At 68.8% G+C, this 18,114-nt stretch carries 13 protein-coding genes; 11 read left to right on the forward strand and 2 right to left on the reverse strand.

Features of this window, described 5'->3' with window-relative positions:
- The first annotated feature begins 8 nt into the window (after positions 1–8).
- From ACVTJA_RS25620 to ACVTJA_RS25630, 3 genes are read left to right on the forward strand one after another with little or no spacing between them, the layout of a single operon-like run.
- Positions 9–1,157, forward strand: coding sequence for a phage tail tube protein (locus tag ACVTJA_RS25620; protein ID WP_465839946.1), 1,149 nt, complete (start codon positions 9–11; stop codon positions 1,155–1,157).
- 54 nt (positions 1,158–1,211) lie between these two features.
- Positions 1,212–1,652, forward strand: coding sequence for a hypothetical protein (locus ACVTJA_RS25625; RefSeq protein WP_465839948.1), 441 nt, complete (start codon positions 1,212–1,214; stop codon positions 1,650–1,652).
- A 47-nt stretch (positions 1,653–1,699) separates the two neighbouring features.
- Positions 1,700–1,954: a phage tail assembly chaperone gene (locus ACVTJA_RS25630; RefSeq protein WP_465839950.1), complete on the forward strand. Its 255-nt coding sequence runs from the start codon at positions 1,700–1,702 to the stop codon at positions 1,952–1,954.
- An 18-nt stretch (positions 1,955–1,972) separates the two neighbouring features.
- Here the strand turns inward: ACVTJA_RS25630 and ACVTJA_RS25635 are convergent, their stop codons facing one another.
- Complete coding sequence (locus ACVTJA_RS25635; protein WP_465839952.1) at positions 1,973–2,359, reverse strand: hypothetical protein; 387 nt, start codon at positions 2,357–2,359, stop codon at positions 1,973–1,975.
- Between the two features lie 121 nt (positions 2,360–2,480).
- On the opposite strand from ACVTJA_RS25635, the gene ACVTJA_RS25640 reads away from it, so the two are divergent.
- From ACVTJA_RS25640 to ACVTJA_RS25655, 4 genes are all read left to right on the forward strand, one after another.
- A complete protein-coding gene (locus ACVTJA_RS25640) occupies positions 2,481–6,203 on the forward strand; it encodes a phage tail tape measure protein (RefSeq protein ID WP_465839953.1) in 3,723 nt (1,240 codons plus the stop codon).
- Positions 6,204–6,651: 448 nt separating this feature from the next.
- Positions 6,652–10,593 carry a protein kinase domain-containing protein gene (locus tag ACVTJA_RS25645; protein ID WP_465839955.1) on the forward strand — a complete coding sequence of 1,314 codons (3,942 nt, stop codon included), beginning with the start codon at positions 6,652–6,654 and terminating at the stop codon, positions 10,591–10,593.
- Between the two features lie 182 nt (positions 10,594–10,775).
- The gene (locus ACVTJA_RS25650) at positions 10,776–11,357 is read left to right on the forward strand and encodes a phage tail protein (RefSeq protein WP_465839957.1); all 582 of its coding nucleotides are present in this window, start codon (positions 10,776–10,778) and stop codon (positions 11,355–11,357) included.
- Complete coding sequence (locus ACVTJA_RS25655) at positions 11,358–12,053, forward strand: phage minor tail protein L (RefSeq protein WP_465839959.1); 696 nt, start codon at positions 11,358–11,360, stop codon at positions 12,051–12,053.
- Between the two features lie 35 nt (positions 12,054–12,088).
- Here ACVTJA_RS25655 and ACVTJA_RS25660 read toward each other — a convergent pair whose 3' ends face one another.
- Positions 12,089–13,036, reverse strand: coding sequence for a DUF4238 domain-containing protein (locus ACVTJA_RS25660; RefSeq protein ID WP_465839960.1), 948 nt, complete (start codon positions 13,034–13,036; stop codon positions 12,089–12,091).
- A gap of 186 nt (positions 13,037–13,222) precedes the next feature.
- Here ACVTJA_RS25660 and ACVTJA_RS25665 point away from each other — a divergent pair, with 186 nt between their 5' ends.
- From ACVTJA_RS25665 to ACVTJA_RS25680, 4 genes are read left to right on the forward strand one after another with little or no spacing between them, the layout of a single operon-like run.
- Positions 13,223–13,948 carry a C40 family peptidase gene (locus tag ACVTJA_RS25665; protein ID WP_465839961.1) on the forward strand — a complete coding sequence of 242 codons (726 nt, stop codon included), beginning with the start codon at positions 13,223–13,225 and terminating at the stop codon, positions 13,946–13,948.
- A complete protein-coding gene (locus tag ACVTJA_RS25670; RefSeq protein ID WP_465839963.1) occupies positions 13,942–15,000 on the forward strand; it encodes a hypothetical protein in 1,059 nt (352 codons plus the stop codon). The genes ACVTJA_RS25665 and ACVTJA_RS25670 overlap by 7 nt, the downstream gene beginning before the upstream one ends.
- Before the next feature lies 1 nt (position 15,001).
- Complete coding sequence (locus tag ACVTJA_RS25675) at positions 15,002–17,509, forward strand: TipJ family phage tail tip protein (RefSeq protein WP_465839965.1); 2,508 nt, start codon at positions 15,002–15,004, stop codon at positions 17,507–17,509.
- 13 nt (positions 17,510–17,522) lie between these two features.
- Positions 17,523–17,870 (forward strand): hypothetical protein, encoded by a 348-nt coding sequence (locus ACVTJA_RS25680; RefSeq protein WP_465839967.1) that lies wholly within the window; start codon positions 17,523–17,525, stop codon positions 17,868–17,870.
- Positions 17,871–18,114: the final 244 nt, after the last annotated feature.

The following is an 18,114-nucleotide window of genomic DNA, read 5'->3' on the forward strand; positions in this document are numbered from 1 at the left end:
GAGAAGTCATGGTTTCAGCTTCAGGGCAGCGCACGGCGGTGCGGTACGTGGCTGAGTCCGCCTTCGGCGTCGCGGCGAGCACCACCTTCAAGGCGCTCCGCTTCACCGACGTGGGCCTCAACCTCGCCAAGGCGACGTACCAGTCCAATGAGATTCGGCCCGACAGGCACCGCGTCGATTTGCGCCACGGCATGCGCAGCGTGGGCGGGGACTTGGGCTTCGAGCTCTCCCTCACCACCTTCGACGACTTGCTGGAGGCCGCGCTGGGTGGCACCTGGGAGTCGGTCACCTCGGGTGCGCTCTCGCTGGAGGCCGACGCGGACACGGACTCCTACGTCCGCGCCGCCGGCAGCTTCCTCGCGGACGGCTTCCTGCCGGGTGACGAGGTGGTGGCGAGCGGCTTCACGCAGGCGGGCAACAGCGGCCGCGCCCGCGTGGTGGCCGTCACCGCGCTGGCCCTGACGGTGGACAAGGCCCTCACCGACGAGGCCGCCGGCGCGGGGCGCACCGTGGCCCTGGTGGGCAAGCGCCTGAAGTCCGGCACCGTCATGCGCACCTTCTCGGTGGAGCGCGCCTTCACCGACGTCAACCAGTACCTCCTCTACCGTGGGTGCGCGGTGGACGACTTCAAGCTGTCCGTGAAGCCGGAAGAAATCGTCAGCGGCAGCTTCAGCTTCCTGGGCAAGGACATGCTGCAGGCGGGCGCCTCGCATGCGGCGAGCGTCACCCCGCCCGGTATGCACAGCCCCTTCGACGCCTTCACCGGCCGCCTCTGGGAGGGCGGCCAGGTGGTGGCCAACGTCACCAGCCTGGAGTTGGACGTCTCCAACGGCCGCAGCGTCAAGGGCGTCGTCGGCCACAACAGCCCCCAGGAGATTCACGAGGGCGGCTTCGAGGTGTCCGGCAGCGTCTCCGCGTACTTCAGCGACGCCACCTTGCTGAACCGCTTCCTCGACGAGGAGGAGTCCAGCCTCGAGTTGCTCCTCATGGACCCGAATGGCGCCGACTTCCACCGCATTCGCGTGCCGCGCCTGAAGTACACCGGCGGCGACTTGGACAACCCGAAGGAGGGCCCCGTCGTCCAGACGTTGCCCTTCACCGCGCTGCTGGACGCCACTGCCGGCGCCTCCCTCGTCTACCAGCGCAGCAACCCGTAACCCCTCCCGCGCGGGCACTCCCGCGCTTCCCCCCGCAGTCCCCGAAGGAGCACCATGGACACCAATGGCTTCGACTTGAGCAGCCTCCAGCAGCGCGACACCGTGCAGGTGGACATCCTCCACCCGCTGACGGGCGCGGCCACCGGCACGCGCGTCGAGGTGGCGAGCACGGACTCCACCACCTTCCGCGTGGCGGAGCGCGAGCAGCGCAACCGCCGGTACCAGCAGCTCCAGCTCGGCAACCGCCGCGCGGCCCTCACCGCGGAGGAGTCGGAGGCGGACGCGCTGGAGTTGCTCGTCCGCTGCACCGTCTCCTGGAGTGGTGTGCGCGAGGGCGCGGTGGCGGTGCCCTTCACCCCGGAGAATGTCCGCCGAGTCTACACGGCCTACCCGTGGCTGCGGCGGCAGGTGGACGAGGCCATGGCGGACCGCGCCCGTTTTTTCGAGAGCTCGCCGACGAGCTCCTCGGCTACGCCCGCCACCACTTCCGCCTGAGCCGGGAGGACGCGTCCGGAGTCTCCCTTCGCGCGCAGCTTCAGCAGGTGGCGAAGTCCACCGGGCAGGTGCCGCCGGGGCTGGTGGGCGAGCACTCCCTGCCGGAAGCGCTGGCCCACGTCTGGGAGTGGTTCTGCGAGCTGAGCAATGCCCGCAGCCCGGGAGCCTTCTCCGTAGCCCCCATCTCCTACCAGGACATCGCGGCGTGGGCCCGGCTCACCGGCCACAGGCCCACGGCGGCGGAGGTGGCGCTGCTGCGGGAGCTGGACGCCGCGTTCATCGCGTCCCTGCGGAAGGAGTGACGGGTGGAGGCGACGACGTCAACGGCGGGGCGAATCCAGCTCAGCTTCGCTGCACTGGTCGCGACGTCGAAACTCCGAGAAAGGCTTCGTGACTTCCTCGCCAGTGTCGATGTCACGGACTGCGACGTGGGTGTACCCATCCTTCATGTATGACTGGGACGCGCAGTCGAAGAGGGAGAACTGCTTCTTCAACTCTGCGGCGCGTACTGAGGAATCACCCTGCGGAAAGCGGATCACCCGGACGAAGGTGGTGTTGAAGCGGCCGGCTGTCTCCAAGCGGAAGTCAGGGCCCGCGAGAGCTTTATTCGTCTCGCGGACCTCTTCCAGCCTCATCTTCTCCTTCGCCTTCTCCTCGTCGGAACGCAGGTCACACCCGGCCACGGCGACGAGCAGGAGCGAGGACACACATAGCGCGCGCATGGAGCGAAGCCAGCACAGGGCCAGCGCCTCTCGCCACTGTACGTGATTTCAGTATTTGGCCTTTTGTCTGGTTTCGCCGCTCCGTAGCTCGTGAAGGGGCTCTTCCATGTCCTCCGAAGGCATTGACCTTGCCACGCTGTCCATCCGCATCGACTCGTCCGACGCGAAGACGGGCGTGGAGTCCCTCACGAAGCTCAGCGGCGCCGCGGAGAAGACGGAGACGGCGACGAAGAAGGTGGAGACGGCCACCGAGCAGTACATGAAGGGCCTGGAGCGCATGGTGCGGGAGGTCGAGGAGACCAACCGGGCCCTGGAGCGGATGCGCACCGTCAGCAAGGACCTCGAGCTGGTGAGCGCGGCGGCTGGCGGGCTCCAGGCGGCCTTCGGCAACACCGGAGGGCTCCAGCGCTTCAACACGCAGCTCGGCGCCACGGACGTCGCCATGTCCCGCTTCCAGCAGTCCCTCGCGGACACTGCTGCGGTGGGCCGCTTCATGGGGGAGCTGGAGCGGGCCTCCCGGAAGCTGATGGACATGCACGCGGCGCAGGAGAAGGCGGCCGCCGCCGTCCGGGACGTCCAGCATGTCACCGAGGCCGCCGAGCCTCCCGTCACGCGCCTTGCGCGCGGCCTCGGCGGGCTGGTGGGGCAATTCGTGGGCGTGGCGGCTGCCGGCGCGGCGCTGCGCAGCGCCACCACCGAGGCCCTTGGCTTCGGGACGGCCATGGCTCAGGTGAGCACGCTGCTGGACGGGGAGCAGTTGCAGATGATGGGCACGCTGGCCGAGCGCGCGAAGGCCCTGGGCGCGGAGTTCGGGCGCATGCCCACGGACCAGGTCAAAGCCCTCTACGACATCATGAGCGCCGGCGCGTCCGACGCCGCGCAGGCCACGGAGATGCTGCGCGTGGCCAACCAGCTCGCCATCGGCGGCGTCACCGATGTGGGCACCGCGGCTGACGGCCTGACGAGCATCATGGCCACGTACGGCAGCAGCCTCCGGAGCGCCACCGAGGCGGCGGATGCCATGTTCGTCTCGGCTGCGGACGGGAAGACGAGCATCGAAGCCATCGCCCGGCACATCGGCAAGGTGGCCCCCATCGCCTCGCAGACGGGCGTGTCGCTGCAGGAGCTGCTGGCGGCCAACGCGGCGCTGACGAAGTCGGGCATCAAGACGGAGACGGCCCTGGAGGGCGTGCGCAGCATCCTCGCGCAGGTCGCCAAGCCCTCGGAGGACGCGGCGAAGCTGGCCCGCGCGCTGGGCATCGACTTCACCACCGCAGGACTGCGTGCTCGGGGCTTCGCCGGCTTCATGGAGGACGTACGCGAGCGCACGCACGGCAACACGGAGCAGCTCGCCATCCTCGTGGGAGGCGTCGAGGCGCTGCTTCCTGCCATGGCCCTCACCGGCACCGCCGCAGCGGACTTCGCCGCGTCGCTGGAGCACATGAAGGACTCGGCTGGCCGCACCGAGGAGGCCTTCAACAAGATGGCCGAGACGCCGCAGATGAAGCTGGACCAGCTCCGCGCGCGCTTTGCCGCTCTCCAGGTGGACGTAGGCGACGGGCTGCTATCCGCCATGGGACCGGCCATGGATGGGCTCCTGCGCCACTTCAACGAGGCCACGACGGCGGTGCGCTACCTTGGCGAGGGGCTCGCGGTGCTGGCCACCATGCGCGCCGCCGGGTGGGCCCAGGAGTGGACGAAGGCGCTGGCGGACAAGGCCGGCGCGGCGCGACAGGCCCGGGACGCGGTGACAAACGCCGCGCTCGCGGATGCCAACTACTCGCGCCGGGTGAATGAGAGCCGGGCGGCGGCGCTGCGCAATGCCCTGGCCATGCTGGAGCAGCGTCAGGCGGCGCTGGAGACGGCGGCCGCCCTGGAGGGGCCCTTCACGGTGGCCCACACCCGCGCGGCCATCGCCTCCAACGCGCTTGCCCAGGCGAAGGTGAAGGAGGCCCTGGCCATCGAGGGGGCGTCCTTCGCGGCGCGCGCGGGCTCGGCGGCGCTCAACGCGCTGGGCGGCCCCATCGGCATCATCACCACCGCGCTGGGGCTGGCGGCGACAGCGTATTTCGAGTTCGGCCGGGCGGCTGAGGAGGCCAGCGAGAAGGCGAAGCAGGCCATCCGCGAGAGCGGAGCCGCAGCGGACCGGGCCAGCCAAATCATCACCGACCTCCAGGCGCGGCTGAAGGTGGAGAAGGACCTGACGAAGCAGCAGGAGGCCTACAACCTCGCCCGGCTGGAGTTCATCAACCTGGGGCCGAAGTACGAGAAGGCGCTCAGTGCCGGGACGGGCACTATGGAGGGCTTGCGCGCTGACTTCGAGCGGATGGTGAAGGCCGACCTCGTGGATGCGCGCCTGGAGCAGGAGCGCCTCAAGAAGTACTGGGCCAACACCGAGAAGGCGATTTCCCGCGACGCCGAAGGCCAAACGCTCCACCAGCTTCCGGAGGAGATTCGGGCCACTCCCAAATACAAGATGCGCTCGGAGAAGGAGCTGAAGCCCATCGAGGAGGAGCTCCGGGCCCAGCGCGAGCGGGAGGTGCAGCTCCTCAAGGCGCAGCAGCGGCTCGACGACGCGGCGAAGGCTTCCAACACGCTGACTGCGGAGGAGGAAAGGCGCGCAGCCGCCACGGGGAAGGCGAATGCCGCCACCTCGCAGTCCGCGCAGGCCCTTCTCGACGACGCGAAGGCGAAGGACGAGGCGGCGAAGAGGGCTACGGCGTGGCTCGTCCGGCTGGAGGAGGAGGCGCGCGCTCTGGGCAAGACGAAGGGGGAGGCCCTGGAGCTCTCCGACGAGTATGCGGCGCTCACCGCCGAGCAGAAGAAGCAGGCGGACGCGGCCATCGCGAAAATCAAGGCCGCCGAGGCCGCGGAGGAGATGGTCAAGGCTGCGGCGAAAGCCGAGGAGGAGCGCACGCGCATCCTCCAGGAGCTGAACCGCGAGCTGGGCAACCCCGGGGCGGAGAAGTACGCGCAGGCCCAGCGCGTCCTCCGCGATGAGTGGAACCTCGGACGCCTCTCCCTCTCCGCCTACCAGGCGCAGCTGGCCAAGGCGCGAAGCCTCTGGACGGACGAGGGGAGGGCGGAGGCACAGCTCGCCAAGGAGTTGGAGCAGCTCGAGCGCCAGCTCAGCCCTCTCGCCGAGGCCCAGAAGCGCATGGACATGGTCAACCGGCTCTTCAAGGAGGGCCGCCTGGGCGCCGAGGCGTACCGGAAGGAGGTGGAGCGCCTCCAGGAGCAGCTCTCCACCGGCTTCGCGCTGGCGAAGGACTCCATGGTGGCGGCCACCCAGCACATGGAGGACGCCTTCGTCACCTTCGCCACCACGGGCAAGCTGGAGTTCGGCAGCATGGTGGACGGCATCCTGAAGGACCTGAGCCGGCTTATGGCTCAGCGAGCCTTCGTCGCCCTGCTGGACACTGCCACCAGCGCGCTCGCGGGCGCGTGGGGCGGGGGAGGCGGCGGAGCCACGGTGGGCGGTGCGGACTTGTCCGGCATGTTCGGCTCCATGGTGGGCGGAGCTGCGGGAGCTGGCGGGGCGGGGAAGCTGAGCTTGGGGGCTGAGGTACCCCAGGTGCCGAAGCTCTACGTGCCCAGCAAGGCGGACATCCTCCCGCCTGCAGAAGCAGGGACCGGGCCTGCTCCCACCGTCAACCTCACCGTCAACGTCAACCAGGACGGCTCTTCGTCCGTGGACGTGCAGTCGCAGGGCGGCCGCGAGGAGGCGCAGCGAATGGGTCGGCACCTGGCGGACGCCATCCGCAAGGTGGTGGGCGAGGAGCTTCAGCCTGGCGGCAGCATTTACAACTTCACCTGGAGGCGTCGATAGAGGCCGGCGGTGTGTTGTCACGTCCGAGTTTTGGCGACAGAACCGGGCCACGCCCAACGCGGCGCGCTTGCGCGGTGAGGGCCTCAGTCACTAGCTCGGTGGGCCTGCCTCCACCTCTGTGGCTGGCCGGCCGCTTCATCTCCTCTATACGTGACGTCGCGTGACGAATCCCTGAGACATCCGTCGCGTCACAGCCGGCTTTCCGGCGACTCCATCCATCCATGGATGGGTGCGGCCTTGGGAGGCGCACGAAGAGGGGGATGGGATGGACACAACCACGCGGCAGACAGGCGTGGAGACTCCGTATGACAGCTCGGAGCTCGATGACAGCCTTCTGCGAAAGGTCGCCCGGAGGGAGCCGCGGCTCTCGTTGCCTTTCCCTGGAGAGCGGCTGGGGGGCCAGGACGGGTGCCGTTACGAGGTCACGCGGTTGCTCGGCCGAGGAGGCATGGGCCACGTCTTCAGCGCCCTGGACCACGAGCTCCAGCGCACGGTGGCCCTGAAGTTCCTCTTGCCGCGCGGGGGACAAGCCAGCACCGAGATGCTTGCGCTCCTGCGCGAGGAGGCGCGGGCCGTTGCCCGGTTGGACCACGAGAACATCCTCCGCATCCACGACGTGTCCGAGTGGAACACCGGCTTCCCCCAGGAACGCGAGGGGACGCCGCTGAGGATTCCCTTCCTTGTCATGGAGTACCTGGAGGGCGAGTCCTTGCAGGCCCTGCTGCGGAGGGAGCGGACCGACCTCCGGCGTACGCTGGACCTGATGGCCGATGTCGCCGCAGGGCTTGCCCACGCGCACGAACGGCACCTCGTCCACCGCGACCTCAAGCCGGGAAACGTCTTCGTGTTGCGTGAAGGCAGGGCGAAGTTGCTCGACTTTGGCCTCGCGTGGACGGTGACGCAAGCGTCGGCGGGGGCCATCCCCATGGGCGGGACACCCGCGTACATGGCTCCGGAGCAGTGGCGGGGAGAGGTTCCGGATGCACGCGCGGACATCTGGGCCGCCGGCGTCCTCCTCTTCGAGTTGCTCACCGGCGAGCATCCGCTCTCCGGACTGCGTGACCCTGAGCTGCGCGGCCGCCTCCTGTCCGAGGAGCCCCTGCTCCCGCCGCGCGAGCGCTGCCCCGGCCTCCCCGGCCCGCTGGAGCAACTGCTGGAGTCCGTCCTGGCCAAGGACCCGAGCCAGCGTCCCTCCTGCGGTGCTGAGCTGGCCGAGCGGCTGCGCGCGGTGAGGGAGCTGCTGGTGCCTGACGTGCCCAGGGGCCCGCGAGTCCTGGGGGCGGGACGGCGGTGGGTGTCGCTGGTGTCCTGCCAGATGGTGCCCCTCCAGAAGGCCGGAGCGCGGCTCGACCCGGAAGACGGCAGCGAGCTGGTGGCCACCTTCCACCAGGACTGCGCGAACATCCTCCATCAGCACGGAGGCGCCATTACCACCGCGGTCGGCGCGGAGGTCCTGGCCTGCTTCGGCCACCCGGTGACACGCGAGGACGACGCGGACCACGCGGTCCAGGCGGCGCTGCACCTGGCGCGCCCCCTCTCCGGAAAGGCTCCGGGCCCCGGTGGCTTCGCGGTGAGGGTGGGCGTCCACACGGACCAGGTGGTCCTGGCCGAGGCCCTGCCCACGCAGCCCGGCATTGCACCGGCCCTCCAGGGCGAGGCCCCGGACGTCGCGACCTGGCTGGCCACCCAGGCCGAGCCGGGCACGGTGCTGCTCAGCGGAGGCACGTACGCGGTCGTGCGGGGCGGCATCCAGGCCCAGTGTCTCGGGGGGCGGAGCATCCAGGGGCTGTGGGGGACGTCATCGGTGGAGGTGTACCGAGCGCTCCAGGAGAGTCCCGGCATGAGTCGTTTCGCCCGGGCACTCACGCTGGGCACGCTGACACCGCTGACGGGCCGGGCGCCGGAGCTGAAGCGCCTCACGCACGCGCGCAGTGAGGCGCTGGGCGGCAGGGGCGCGCTCGTGCTCCTCCGAGGTGAGGCCGGCATCGGCAAGTCCCGGCTCGTCCAGGAACTGCACGACCGGGAGTCTCCCGGCGCCAGCACCTGGGCCTGGTGCCAGTGCTGGCTCCAGAACACGGCCAGCGCCTTTCATCCCCTCCTGACCTGGCTGCATCGCGAGCTGGGGTTCACCTCCGACGACGACACCGCGAGCAAGACGCGGAAGCTGGAGCAGAGAATGGAGGTGCTCGGAATGCCCATGGAGCACCGGGCCCCCCTGGTGTCGCTTGTCCTGAGGTCCGTCGACAAGGGCGCTCCCTTCCTCCAGTTCTCACCGGAGCGCCAGCAGGCGGAGATGCACAGAGCGTTGGTCGCCTTCCTCCAGCGCGAAGCCTCGCGGCGGCCCCTGGTGCTGGTCGTGGAGGACGTGCACTGGGCGGACCCCTCCACCCTACGGTTCCTTGGCGTGCTGCTCGACCACCTGGAGGACACGAGACTGTGCGTGCTGCTCACCAGCCGCCCAGGCTTCCGGCACTCCTGGGCGGCCCATGCGCACTTCCAGTCATTGGAGGTGGAGCCGCTGCCGCCCGAGGACTCCGCACGGCTGGTCCAGTGGGTGGCCGGAGACCAACTCCTGGAACCGGGGACTGTCGAGCAGTTGGTGAAGGGCACGGACGGGGTGCCCCTCTTCGTGGAGGAGCTGACCCGGGAGGTGCTGCGGGAAGGAGCGCCCGGATTGGGCTCGACGGGAAGCCCCATGCTGCTGCCCGCGACGCTCCACGCGCTGCTGCAGGCCCGGCTCGACCAGCTCCCGCCTCGGCAGCGAGCCCAGGCACAGCTCGCGGCCACCCTGGGACGTGAGTTCGACTACGACCTGCTGCGCGCCGTCACCTTCCTCAGGGAGGACGAGCTACTCCGGGAGCTTGAGGGACTAGAAGGGGCCAGGCTCCTCTTCCGTCGGGGAGAGCCGCCCTACGCCACGTATGCCTTCAAGCATGCGCTCGTGCAGGAGGCGGCCTACCAGTCCCTGCCGCGTGGCACGCGGCAGCGCCACCACGCCCGCGTCGCGCAGGTTCTGGCCTCTGACTTTCCCGAAGTGGCGGAGGAGCAGCCCGAGGTGCTGGCGCAGCACGAGACTCTGGCGGGGTTGGTGGAGCAGGCCGTGGAGCACTGGCGAAGCGCCGGCTACCTCGCCACGATGCGGTTGGCCCTCTCCGAGGCCATCAGCCACTACTCGCGGGCGCTCGAGCAGGTCGTGCTGCTGCCGGCCTCACGGGAGCGGGACCAGCGGGAGCTCGCCCTATGCGGAGAGATGAGCACGATGCTCCTCGGCGAGAAGGGCTACGCCGACTCGGAAGTGAAGGCCCTCCATGCTCGCGCCCGTGCATTGTGCGCCCCGGGCGACGACCTGCCCCTGCTCGTGCTCTGGGGGCTCTGGACCAGCGCCTTCGCCGACGGCGACCGCGAGGGCACGGATCAGCTCGTCGAGCGCTTCCATCACCGGCTCGCCACCCACGACGACCTGAATACCCGGGTGTTGCTCCACGGTGAGCTGGCGCACTGGTCCTTCTTTCGGGGTGATTATGTCGGCAGCCTTCGGCATAGCCAGGAGGTGAGGACCGTGCTGCGTGCGCCAGGAACTGAGGCGCTGCACCTGGATTCCCGTGGTGTGAACCTCGACGTGCTGCTGGCGATGATCACCGTGCCTGGAATCGCGATGATCTGCCAGATGATGATGGGGTACGCCGATCAGGCGCGCGCGAGCTACGACGAGGGACTCGCGCTCGCCGAGTCGATGCGCAGCCCGTACATGGTCCCGATGATGCTCACGTTCGGCGGGGGGCTTGCCGTAGAAGCAAGAGATGTGCAGGCAGCGCGGGGCATGTTGGGAAGAGCACTCGCCATCTGCACCGGGAACCGCTTCCCCTTCGTGAAGTTGAACGCCCTCTGCCTTCATGGCTGCACCACCGCATGGCTTGGAGACACGCGCTCCGGAATCGAGGAGATCCATGAGGGCCTCGCCCTGGCGCGAAGCCTGGGCGACAGGCTTCACTACGCTCCCCATCTGCGATTGCTCGCCGTGGCGTACCTCTTCAATGGACAGTTCGATGAGGGCTTGGCCGCCGCGAACGAGTCCTTGGAACTCACGAAGACTGTAATAACCCGCTATCACCTCCCGGGCCTGCTCCAGGTGCGGGGGACGTTGCTGCGTCAGAAAGGGGAGGACGCGGCGGCACGTGCTTGCTTCCAGCAGTCGCTGGAGACAGCGCGGGAGCTGGGTGCCAGACTCTACGTGATGCGCGCGGCCGTGGCCCTGACCCCATTCCTGTTGGACACCGGTGAGACGGAGGCGGCGCGCTCGCTGCTGGCCGAGGGCTGTGACGGCATTCCGGAGGGGGACGGACTCATGGAGGTGCAGGACGCTCGGAGCCTGCTGGCCTCGCTCACATGAGTGCTGTCTGACGGAGCGAGGCCCGCGATTGACTGGAAGTGCCTCGCCTTTGACTTCGAGCCCTGACCGACTCCCCGGCCGCCGTCACAGAATCGGGCTCACGGTAGGACGGGCAGCGGCGAGAATGTGCCCGGTCTCTGGCCATCCGGAAGGCGTCCACGCCCCCGCCGAACATGCCGGCCATGGAGCGCTTCCCCTTCACCCCGGACTACGGCGCGCAGCTCGAGAGCCAGCCCCGGGTACGCAAGGCGCAGTTCGGCGACGGGTACTCGCAGCGCTCTGAGGACGGGGCGCGCGGGCTGCTTCAGCGCTGGTCCCTCCAGTTCACCGCGCGGAAGAAGACGGAGGCGGACGCGTTGGAGGCCTTCCTCCGCGCACACCGCGGGGTGGCGGCCTTCGAGTTCGTCGTGCCGGACAGCACCTGGGCCGTCACCGGTTTCCGCTTCGGCACGGGGGACGGCGCGCGCACGCAGTTCCTCTTGCAGCGGCCGCTGTCTCCCGAGGTGCCGGGCGAGCTGGTGCCCGCGACGGGGTGGGGGACGGCCCCGCTGGTGTACCGGGACGCCGTCCTGGTGGTGGGGACGAGCTACGCGCTCTCCAGCTCCGGGCTCGTCACCTTCACCGCTGCGCCTGGCGCTGGCGCCGTCCTCACCTTCACGGCCTCCGGTGAGCAGGTGCTCAGCGTCGTCTGCGAGAAGTGGACGTCCGTGGTGAAGGGCTTCAACGCGTACGACGTGAGCGCCGAATTCGAGGAGGTGGCGTAGGTGGGCATCGCAGAGGACATCCAGAAGCTGGAGCCGGGGGCGCTTGTGGAGCTCTTCGTGCTGGACGCCAGCGCGCTGCCGGGCGGCGGCATCAACTACTTTCACGCCGGCACCAACGGGCTTGGCGGGCCGGTGGTGTGGCAAGGCGCGGAGTACCAGCCCTGGCCCGTCCAGGCCCGGGGCTTCGACAAGTCCGGCACCGGGCGGCTGCCGAGGCCCACCCTCACGCTCGCCAACGTGCTGGGCACGGTGGGCGCCCTCGCGCGGGACTTCAATGACTTGCTCGGCGCGCGCGTCATTCGCAAGCGCACCTTCGTCCGCTACCTCGACGCGGTGAACTTCCCTGGCGGCGTCAACCCCTCAGCGAGCCCGGTGGACGCCTTCCCGGACGACGAGTTCGTCATCGACCAGAAGACGACGGAGAACAAGCACCTCTGCGAGTTCACCCTCGCGGCCCGGTGCGACCTGGATGGCGTCCGCATTCCCCTCCGCGTCATCACCCAGATGTGCGGCTGGGAGTACCGGGGCGAGGGCTGCGGCTACGCGGGCCCGCCCGTGGCGAAGGTGGACGACACGCCGACGTCCACCCCCGCCGAGGACCGGTGCGGGAAGCGCCTCGCGAGCTGCAAGCTGCGCTTCGGGGCCACCGCAGTGCTCCCGTACGGTGGATTCCCCGGTGTGGGACTTCTCAGGTGACGGACGCCGTCCGTGAACTGCCCAGTCAGGGCTCGTTACTTGTCATCGGGAATGAACCTTCCGGACGGACCATCCATCACGAATCGGCTATCGAATGGAGGTGGGAGTTTGATGCCGTCGAGAGGGTTGCTGTCAGGGTGGTGAAATATGCGAATGTATGCATTTGCTGCTACAGAGTGATTGAGCGCTTTGGCATGCTCGGGGGTCCCTTCCCGGACAATCTCTCCCGCAGGCGCATTGCGCGCCAAAATAAGCGCATGCTGTGAATCCAGAGGCATGCGGATTTCATCGCACATCCCGAATCCTGCCATTGAGTATGCACCGCCTCGGTTGCTGGGCAGCGTCCAGGTCACGACCGGCGAGTCCGAGGTTAGAAGACAGGGGGAAGGGAACCGCAAGAGTTGCCATGTTCTGTCATTGGCGACTCGTCCAAGTCCGGGCGCCATTTGGAGCAACTGAACAACTTCGGCATTGCTGCCAGGGGTGACTTTATACGCGTCCGTGGCCTTCAGCCGGTTGATTCCTTCTTCGACTTCGACGTCAGTTGGTTCGCGCCCCAACTGCTGCATAAGGACATGGCGGAGCGTCGACCGGGGAGTGTTGACGAGCACGACCTTCATGAGCTGATCGTAGAGCTTTCGGAAGCTGTCCCTCTGGTCCCTCCCTCGAAGCCATTGGAGGGCAATAAAGAAACTCAATACTTCGCGATCTTCTGCACCTGGGGGGAATGTCTGCGGTGTCAGATTCGTGAGAGAAGTACGAAACTCCGTCTCAAGCTGACCGAGTGTTTTCTCAAGTTCAAGTGATGGGCCGGATTCCGTTTCGAGACGGTAAAAGAACCTCTCTGATGCGACATCGCGGACGGGAGACGTGTATCTCCTATGCGGAGGGACTCTTTCAGTGACCTTGAGTTGTTCCCGGGTGTTCGCGAATCGGCGAAGGTAAAACTGCGGTACGTAGTGATGTTTGATTGGGTCGCTCATGTCGGAACGAGCATAGCGCCGCCTCTGGATGGGAACCTGCCGTGGGGCTGCTCGATTGGTGGGTACTAGCCTTTACTCGGGCGCGGCAGCGCGGCTCCTACACCGACCAGATGCCGGACGGAGTCCACGGCCGGGGCGAAGAAGAAGGGTACGCGCAACGTTGCGCGCCTCAATCGGAGCCCCGTGATGCCCGCCGGACTGGAGCTCGCCGCAGACGTCGTCGACCGCGCTCGTGAGCACGCGCGGGCCGAATATCCGCGCGAGGCGTGCGGCCTCGTGGTGCTGGTGGCGGGCGCGCAGCGGTACGTGCCGTGCCGGAACCAGGCCGAGGGGCAGGCCCACTTCATTCTCCACCCAGAGGACTACGCGCGGGCGGAGTCGGAAGGCGAGGTGGTCGCCGTCGTCCACTCCCACCCCAACGCGGCGCCGGAACCGAGCGAGGCGGACCGCGTCATGATGGAGCGCTGGGGCCTGCCCTGGCTCATCATCAACGTCCCCGTGGGCCACTGGCGCGTGTGGTACCCCACCGGGTATCGGCCGTCCCTCATCGGCCGTCCCTTCAGCCACGGGGTGCTGGACTGCTTCAGCCTCATCCGCGACTACTACGCGGAGCGGCTGGGCCTTGAGCTGCCGGACTTCCACCGGCCGGACGACTGGTGGGAGAAGGGCGGCAACCTCTACCTGGAGAGGTACGCCGAGGCCGGCTTCGTCGACGTCACCGGCAGCCCGCTGCGAGAGCATGACGTCCTCCTCATGCAGCTGCGCTCACCGGTGCCCAACCACGCGGGCGTGTACCTGGGCGCGGACGTTGTCCTCCACCACCTCCAGAATCGGCTCTCCGGAAGGGAGACGTACAGCGGCTTCTGGGAGCGGATTACCCGGAAGGTTGTGCGGCACCGCAGCCTATGCTGACGACGGTGGTACTCGGCGGCCCGCTGGGCCGTCGCTTCGGGCGGGTGTGGCGGCTGGACTTGGGCGTGCCCTCGCCGGCAGAGGCCGTGCGCGCGCTGTCCGCGGTGTGCGAGGGCTTCTCGCGCTACCTCGTGGAAAACAGCGAGCCGGGCTTCCACGTCTTCGTCGGCAAGCAGGACGTCGGCGCCGGGGAGCTGGCGACTCCGGCCGGAGGCCCCCGCGTCATCACCGTCATGCCCGCGCTGGCCGGGGCGAAGTCGGGCTGGTTCCAGGTGGTGCTGGGGGCCGTACTGATTGTCGCTGGCGTGGTGCTCTCCGTCTACGGCTACGGCGCCGGCACGCCGCTCATCACCATGGGCGCCTCTCTCGTGGTGGGCGGCGTCTCGCAGCTCCTCTTCGCCCCGCCCACGCCCCTGGCGCCCGTGGAGCGGCCGGAGAATCAGCCCTCGTACACCTTCAACGGGCCCGTCAACACGCTGGGGCAGGGGCACCCGGTGCCCATCTGCTACGGCGAGCTGGAGGTGGGTAGCTGCGTCATCTCCGCCGGCATCGTCACGGAGTGGAATGCCGGGGGCGGCTTCGGCGGCGCGGGCGGCAGCGGGCAACGTGGGCCGCAGAATGAGCCGCCCAGCGGCGGCGGCTGCCCCGCCCCGTGGGTGCCCATCCTCCTGGCTGACGGCCGCGAGGTGCCTGCGGGCGAGCTGCAGGTGGGGGACTGGGTGCGCACCCAGCACGAGGCGACGCTGGAGTGGGGCGACTTCCCCGTCACCGGCGTGGCGCACCTGGAGGCCGACTGCTGGCGCGTGGACCTGGAGGACGGAAGGGCCTTCGAGGGCACGTACAACCACCGCGTGCGCACGGACGCGGCCTGGGTGGAGGTGTGGCACCTGGTGCCCGGCGCGCGCCTCCTGGGGGCCAACCCGGGCGTGGTGCGGCAGGCAGTGCCGTGCGGACGCGGGCCCGTGGTGCGCATCACCGTGGGCGGGGCGCACACGTACCAGACGGCCGGCTGCCTCTCGCACAACGTGAAGCAGGCGGACCCGGAGGCGTAGCGTGTCCGAGAAGGCCCCCCTCATCGGCTACGGCGGTAACAGCGGCGGCAAGGGCGGCAGCGAAGCCCAGCGGACGCCCGTCGAAAGGCCGGACACGCTGAAGTCCTCCGCGCACGCGCGCGTCCTCGACTTGCTGTGCGAGGGCGAAATCGAAGGCCTCGTGGACGGGCTGAAGTCCGTCTTCCTCGACGGCGTGCCGGTGCAGAACCCGGACGACTCCTTCAACTTCCGCGACGTCACCCTCTACGACGTGAAGGGCACCCAGGGGCAGGAGTTCATCCCAGGCTTCCCTTCGGCGGAGGCGGAGTACGTCGTCAACACCGAGGTGAAGAAGGAGACGCCGGTGGTGCGCACCGTCACCGACGCCAACGTGGACGCGGTGCGCGTCACGGTGCAGGTGCCGCAGCTTTCCCAGCAGAATCCCGTCACGGGCGACATCATCCCCGACACCGTCTCGCTGGCCATTGACGTGCAGAGCAACGGCGGCGGCTACGTCCAACAGGACTTGAAAGGCGCGGGCCGCATTTCGGGCAAGTGCACCAGCCCCTACGAGAGGACGTACCGCATTGAGCTCACCGGCAGCCCGCCGTGGGACATCCGCGTGCGGCGCCTCACCTTGGACAGCAGCTCCGCGACGCGGCAGAACAAGACGTTTTGGAAGTCCTACGCCACGCTGGTGGACGAGAAGCTCAGCTTCCCCAACAGCGCCCTGTGCGCGCTGCAGGTGTCCGCGCACCAATTCCAGTCCATTCCGACGCGCAGCTACCGCATTCGAGGGCTGAAGGTGCGGGTGCCCTCCAACTACAACCCCACCACGCGCCAGTACACCGGCACATGGGACGGCACCTTCCAGGTGGCGTGGACGGACAACCCGGCGTGGTGCTTGTACGACTTGCTGACGACGAAGCGCTACGGACTGGGCCGCTTCCTCAACCCGGCGCACGTGGACAAGTGGGGCCTCTACACCATTGCCCGGTACTGCGACGAGTTGGTGCCGGACGGGAAGGGCGGCCTCGAGCCGCGCTTCCGCTGCAACCTCTACCTCCAGACGCAGGCAGACGCGTACCAAGTGGTGAACAACCTCGCCTCCGTCTTCCGGGGCATGACGTACTGGGCCAGCGGCGCCGTGTACGTGGCCCAGGATGCTCCCCGCGACGCCGAGTACCTCTTCACCTCGGCCAACGTGGTGGACGGCCTCTTCACGTACAGCAGCAGCGGCCGGCGCGCGCGGCACACCGTGGCCCTGGTGACGTGGAATGACCCGGCCAACCACTTCCAGTCCGCGAAGGAGTACGTCGCCGACGAGGAGGGCCTCGCCACCTACGGCTACAACCCCACGGAGGTGGTGGCCCTGGGCTGCACCTCGCGCAGCCAGGCCCAGCGGGTGGGGCGGTGGCTGCTGTACACCGAGAGGCTGGAGACGGAGACGGTGGTATTCCGCACCGGCCTGGAGGGCGCGCTGCGCAACCCCGGCGCGGTGGTGAAGGTGCTGGACTCGCACCGGGCCGGCCGCCGCTGGGGCGGGCGCGTGGTGGCGGCCACCGCTTCCCTCGTGGAGCTGGACTCGGACGTCACCGTGGAGGCGGGCAAGGCGTACACCCTCTCCGTGGTGCTGCCGGACGGGAAGGTGGAAGAGAGGCCCCTGGCCGCGCTGGCACCGGCGCCGTACCGGGCCCTCCGCGCCGCCCAGCCCTTCTCCGCGCCGCCCGCGCCCCAGGCCGTCTGGGTACTTGCCGCGTCCGACTTGGCGCCCACCACGTGGCGCATTCTCAGCGTCAGCGAGGTGGAGCCGCACGTGTATGAAGTCACCGCGCTGCGCCACCACTCCGGCAAGTACGCGGAGGTGGAGTACGGGGTGAAGGTGCAGCCGCTGCCCACCTCGGTACTGCCGTCCTCCGCGCCGCCCTCGGGGCTGGTGGTGGGGGAGAGTCTCTACAAAACCACCAACGGCGGGCTGAAGGTGTCCCTCAACGCCCGGTGGACGCAGCACCCGGGCGCCACCGAGTACGTGGTGCGCTGGCGGCAGGAGGGCGGCAACTGGGCCACCGAGAAGGGCGTCCAGGTGCACTTCTGGGAGCTGCGCGACATCGCCCCTGGCGCGTACAGCGTCCAGGTGGCCGCCGTCCTCAACGGCCTCGTCACCGCCTTCTCTGAGGCCTCGTACACGGTGCTGGGCAAGGCCGCGCCGCCCTCGGACGTCTCCGGCTTCGGGTACTCCGTCAACGGCAACACCGTCACCCTGCGCTGGGCCGAAATTCCCGACTTGGACAGGGACATGTACGAGTTGCGCTACGGCGGCTTCGGCTGGGACACCGCCACCTTCATCGCCAAGGTGCGCGCCACCGCGTACGAGTGGGCGCTGCCGTCCGCCGCCAACTACACGGTGTGGCTGAAGGCCGTGGACACCTCGGGCAACTACAGCGCCAACGCCGCGTCCGTCAGCGTGCTGGCCTCGCCCACCACGCCGTCCTCCATTTCCATGACGGTGTCCTCCACGCCGCCGGCCTGACGGGGAAGACTTCATGCGAGCTCGAGAGAGAGAAGGCGTCGGCGGCGTCGTCGAGGACGGCACTCCCACCAACCGGCTGCCGAAGGTACTCAAGCCGAAGTACCTCGACATCCGCTGGGAGCACACCGAGGTGCTGCCGGCACACCTGCTGGTGGGCTTCCAGGTGGCCGTCTTCACCGGCAACAACCCCAACGACACGGACGCATACCTCGTGGAGCCGGTGCGCGTGGGGCCCGCGGAGAGGCGCGCGGTGGTGTCGCTGCGGGTGGCGGCCACGGTGAATGCCCGCTGCGCCGTCCAGGCCCTCTACTCCAACGGCAACCAGAGTAGCTGGCTGTTGATGGTCTCCAGGAAGCGCTGATTCCTGGTCATCGGTCGCCCGGAGTTCCGTGACTTCGTGGCCGGCACCGTCGGCGCGTGCAGCCAAAAAGTTGAGGGGTGGGGAGTGCGCCGGTGGAGTCCGCGGTCGCGCGCGTCCTGAAAAACGGAAGGCCCACCAGCGACACCTGGAGGGCCCTCCTGGAGGCGCGCCCTGGTGTGCGAGAGGGGCGGGCCGGTGAGGCAGGGGTAGCGCAGTCCGGGGCGTAGCGCCAGAAGTCGGCGCG

The organism is Pyxidicoccus sp. M6 (genome assembly GCF_055568925.1).

What these genes read in the sequence shown, in the direction of transcription:
- ACVTJA_RS25620 (WP_465839946.1), top strand. Translation starts at nt 9, where the DNA reads ATGGTTTCAGCTTCAGGGCAGCGCACGGCGGTGCGGTACGTGGCTGAG.
- ACVTJA_RS25625 (WP_465839948.1), top strand. Translation starts at nt 1,212, where the DNA reads ATGGACACCAATGGCTTCGACTTGAGCAGCCTCCAGCAGCGCGACACC.
- ACVTJA_RS25640 (WP_465839953.1), top strand. Translation starts at nt 2,481, where the DNA reads ATGTCCTCCGAAGGCATTGACCTTGCCACGCTGTCCATCCGCATCGAC.
- ACVTJA_RS25645 (WP_465839955.1), top strand. Translation starts at nt 6,652, where the DNA reads ATGGGCCACGTCTTCAGCGCCCTGGACCACGAGCTCCAGCGCACGGTG.
- ACVTJA_RS25650 (WP_465839957.1), top strand. Translation starts at nt 10,776, where the DNA reads ATGGAGCGCTTCCCCTTCACCCCGGACTACGGCGCGCAGCTCGAGAGC.
- ACVTJA_RS25660 (WP_465839960.1), bottom strand. Translation starts at nt 13,036, where the DNA reads ATGAGCGACCCAATCAAACATCACTACGTACCGCAGTTTTACCTTCGC.
- ACVTJA_RS25665 (WP_465839961.1), top strand. Translation starts at nt 13,223, where the DNA reads ATGCCCGCCGGACTGGAGCTCGCCGCAGACGTCGTCGACCGCGCTCGT.
- ACVTJA_RS25670 (WP_465839963.1), top strand. Translation starts at nt 13,942, where the DNA reads ATGCTGACGACGGTGGTACTCGGCGGCCCGCTGGGCCGTCGCTTCGGG.
- ACVTJA_RS25680 (WP_465839967.1), top strand. Translation starts at nt 17,523, where the DNA reads ATGCGAGCTCGAGAGAGAGAAGGCGTCGGCGGCGTCGTCGAGGACGGC.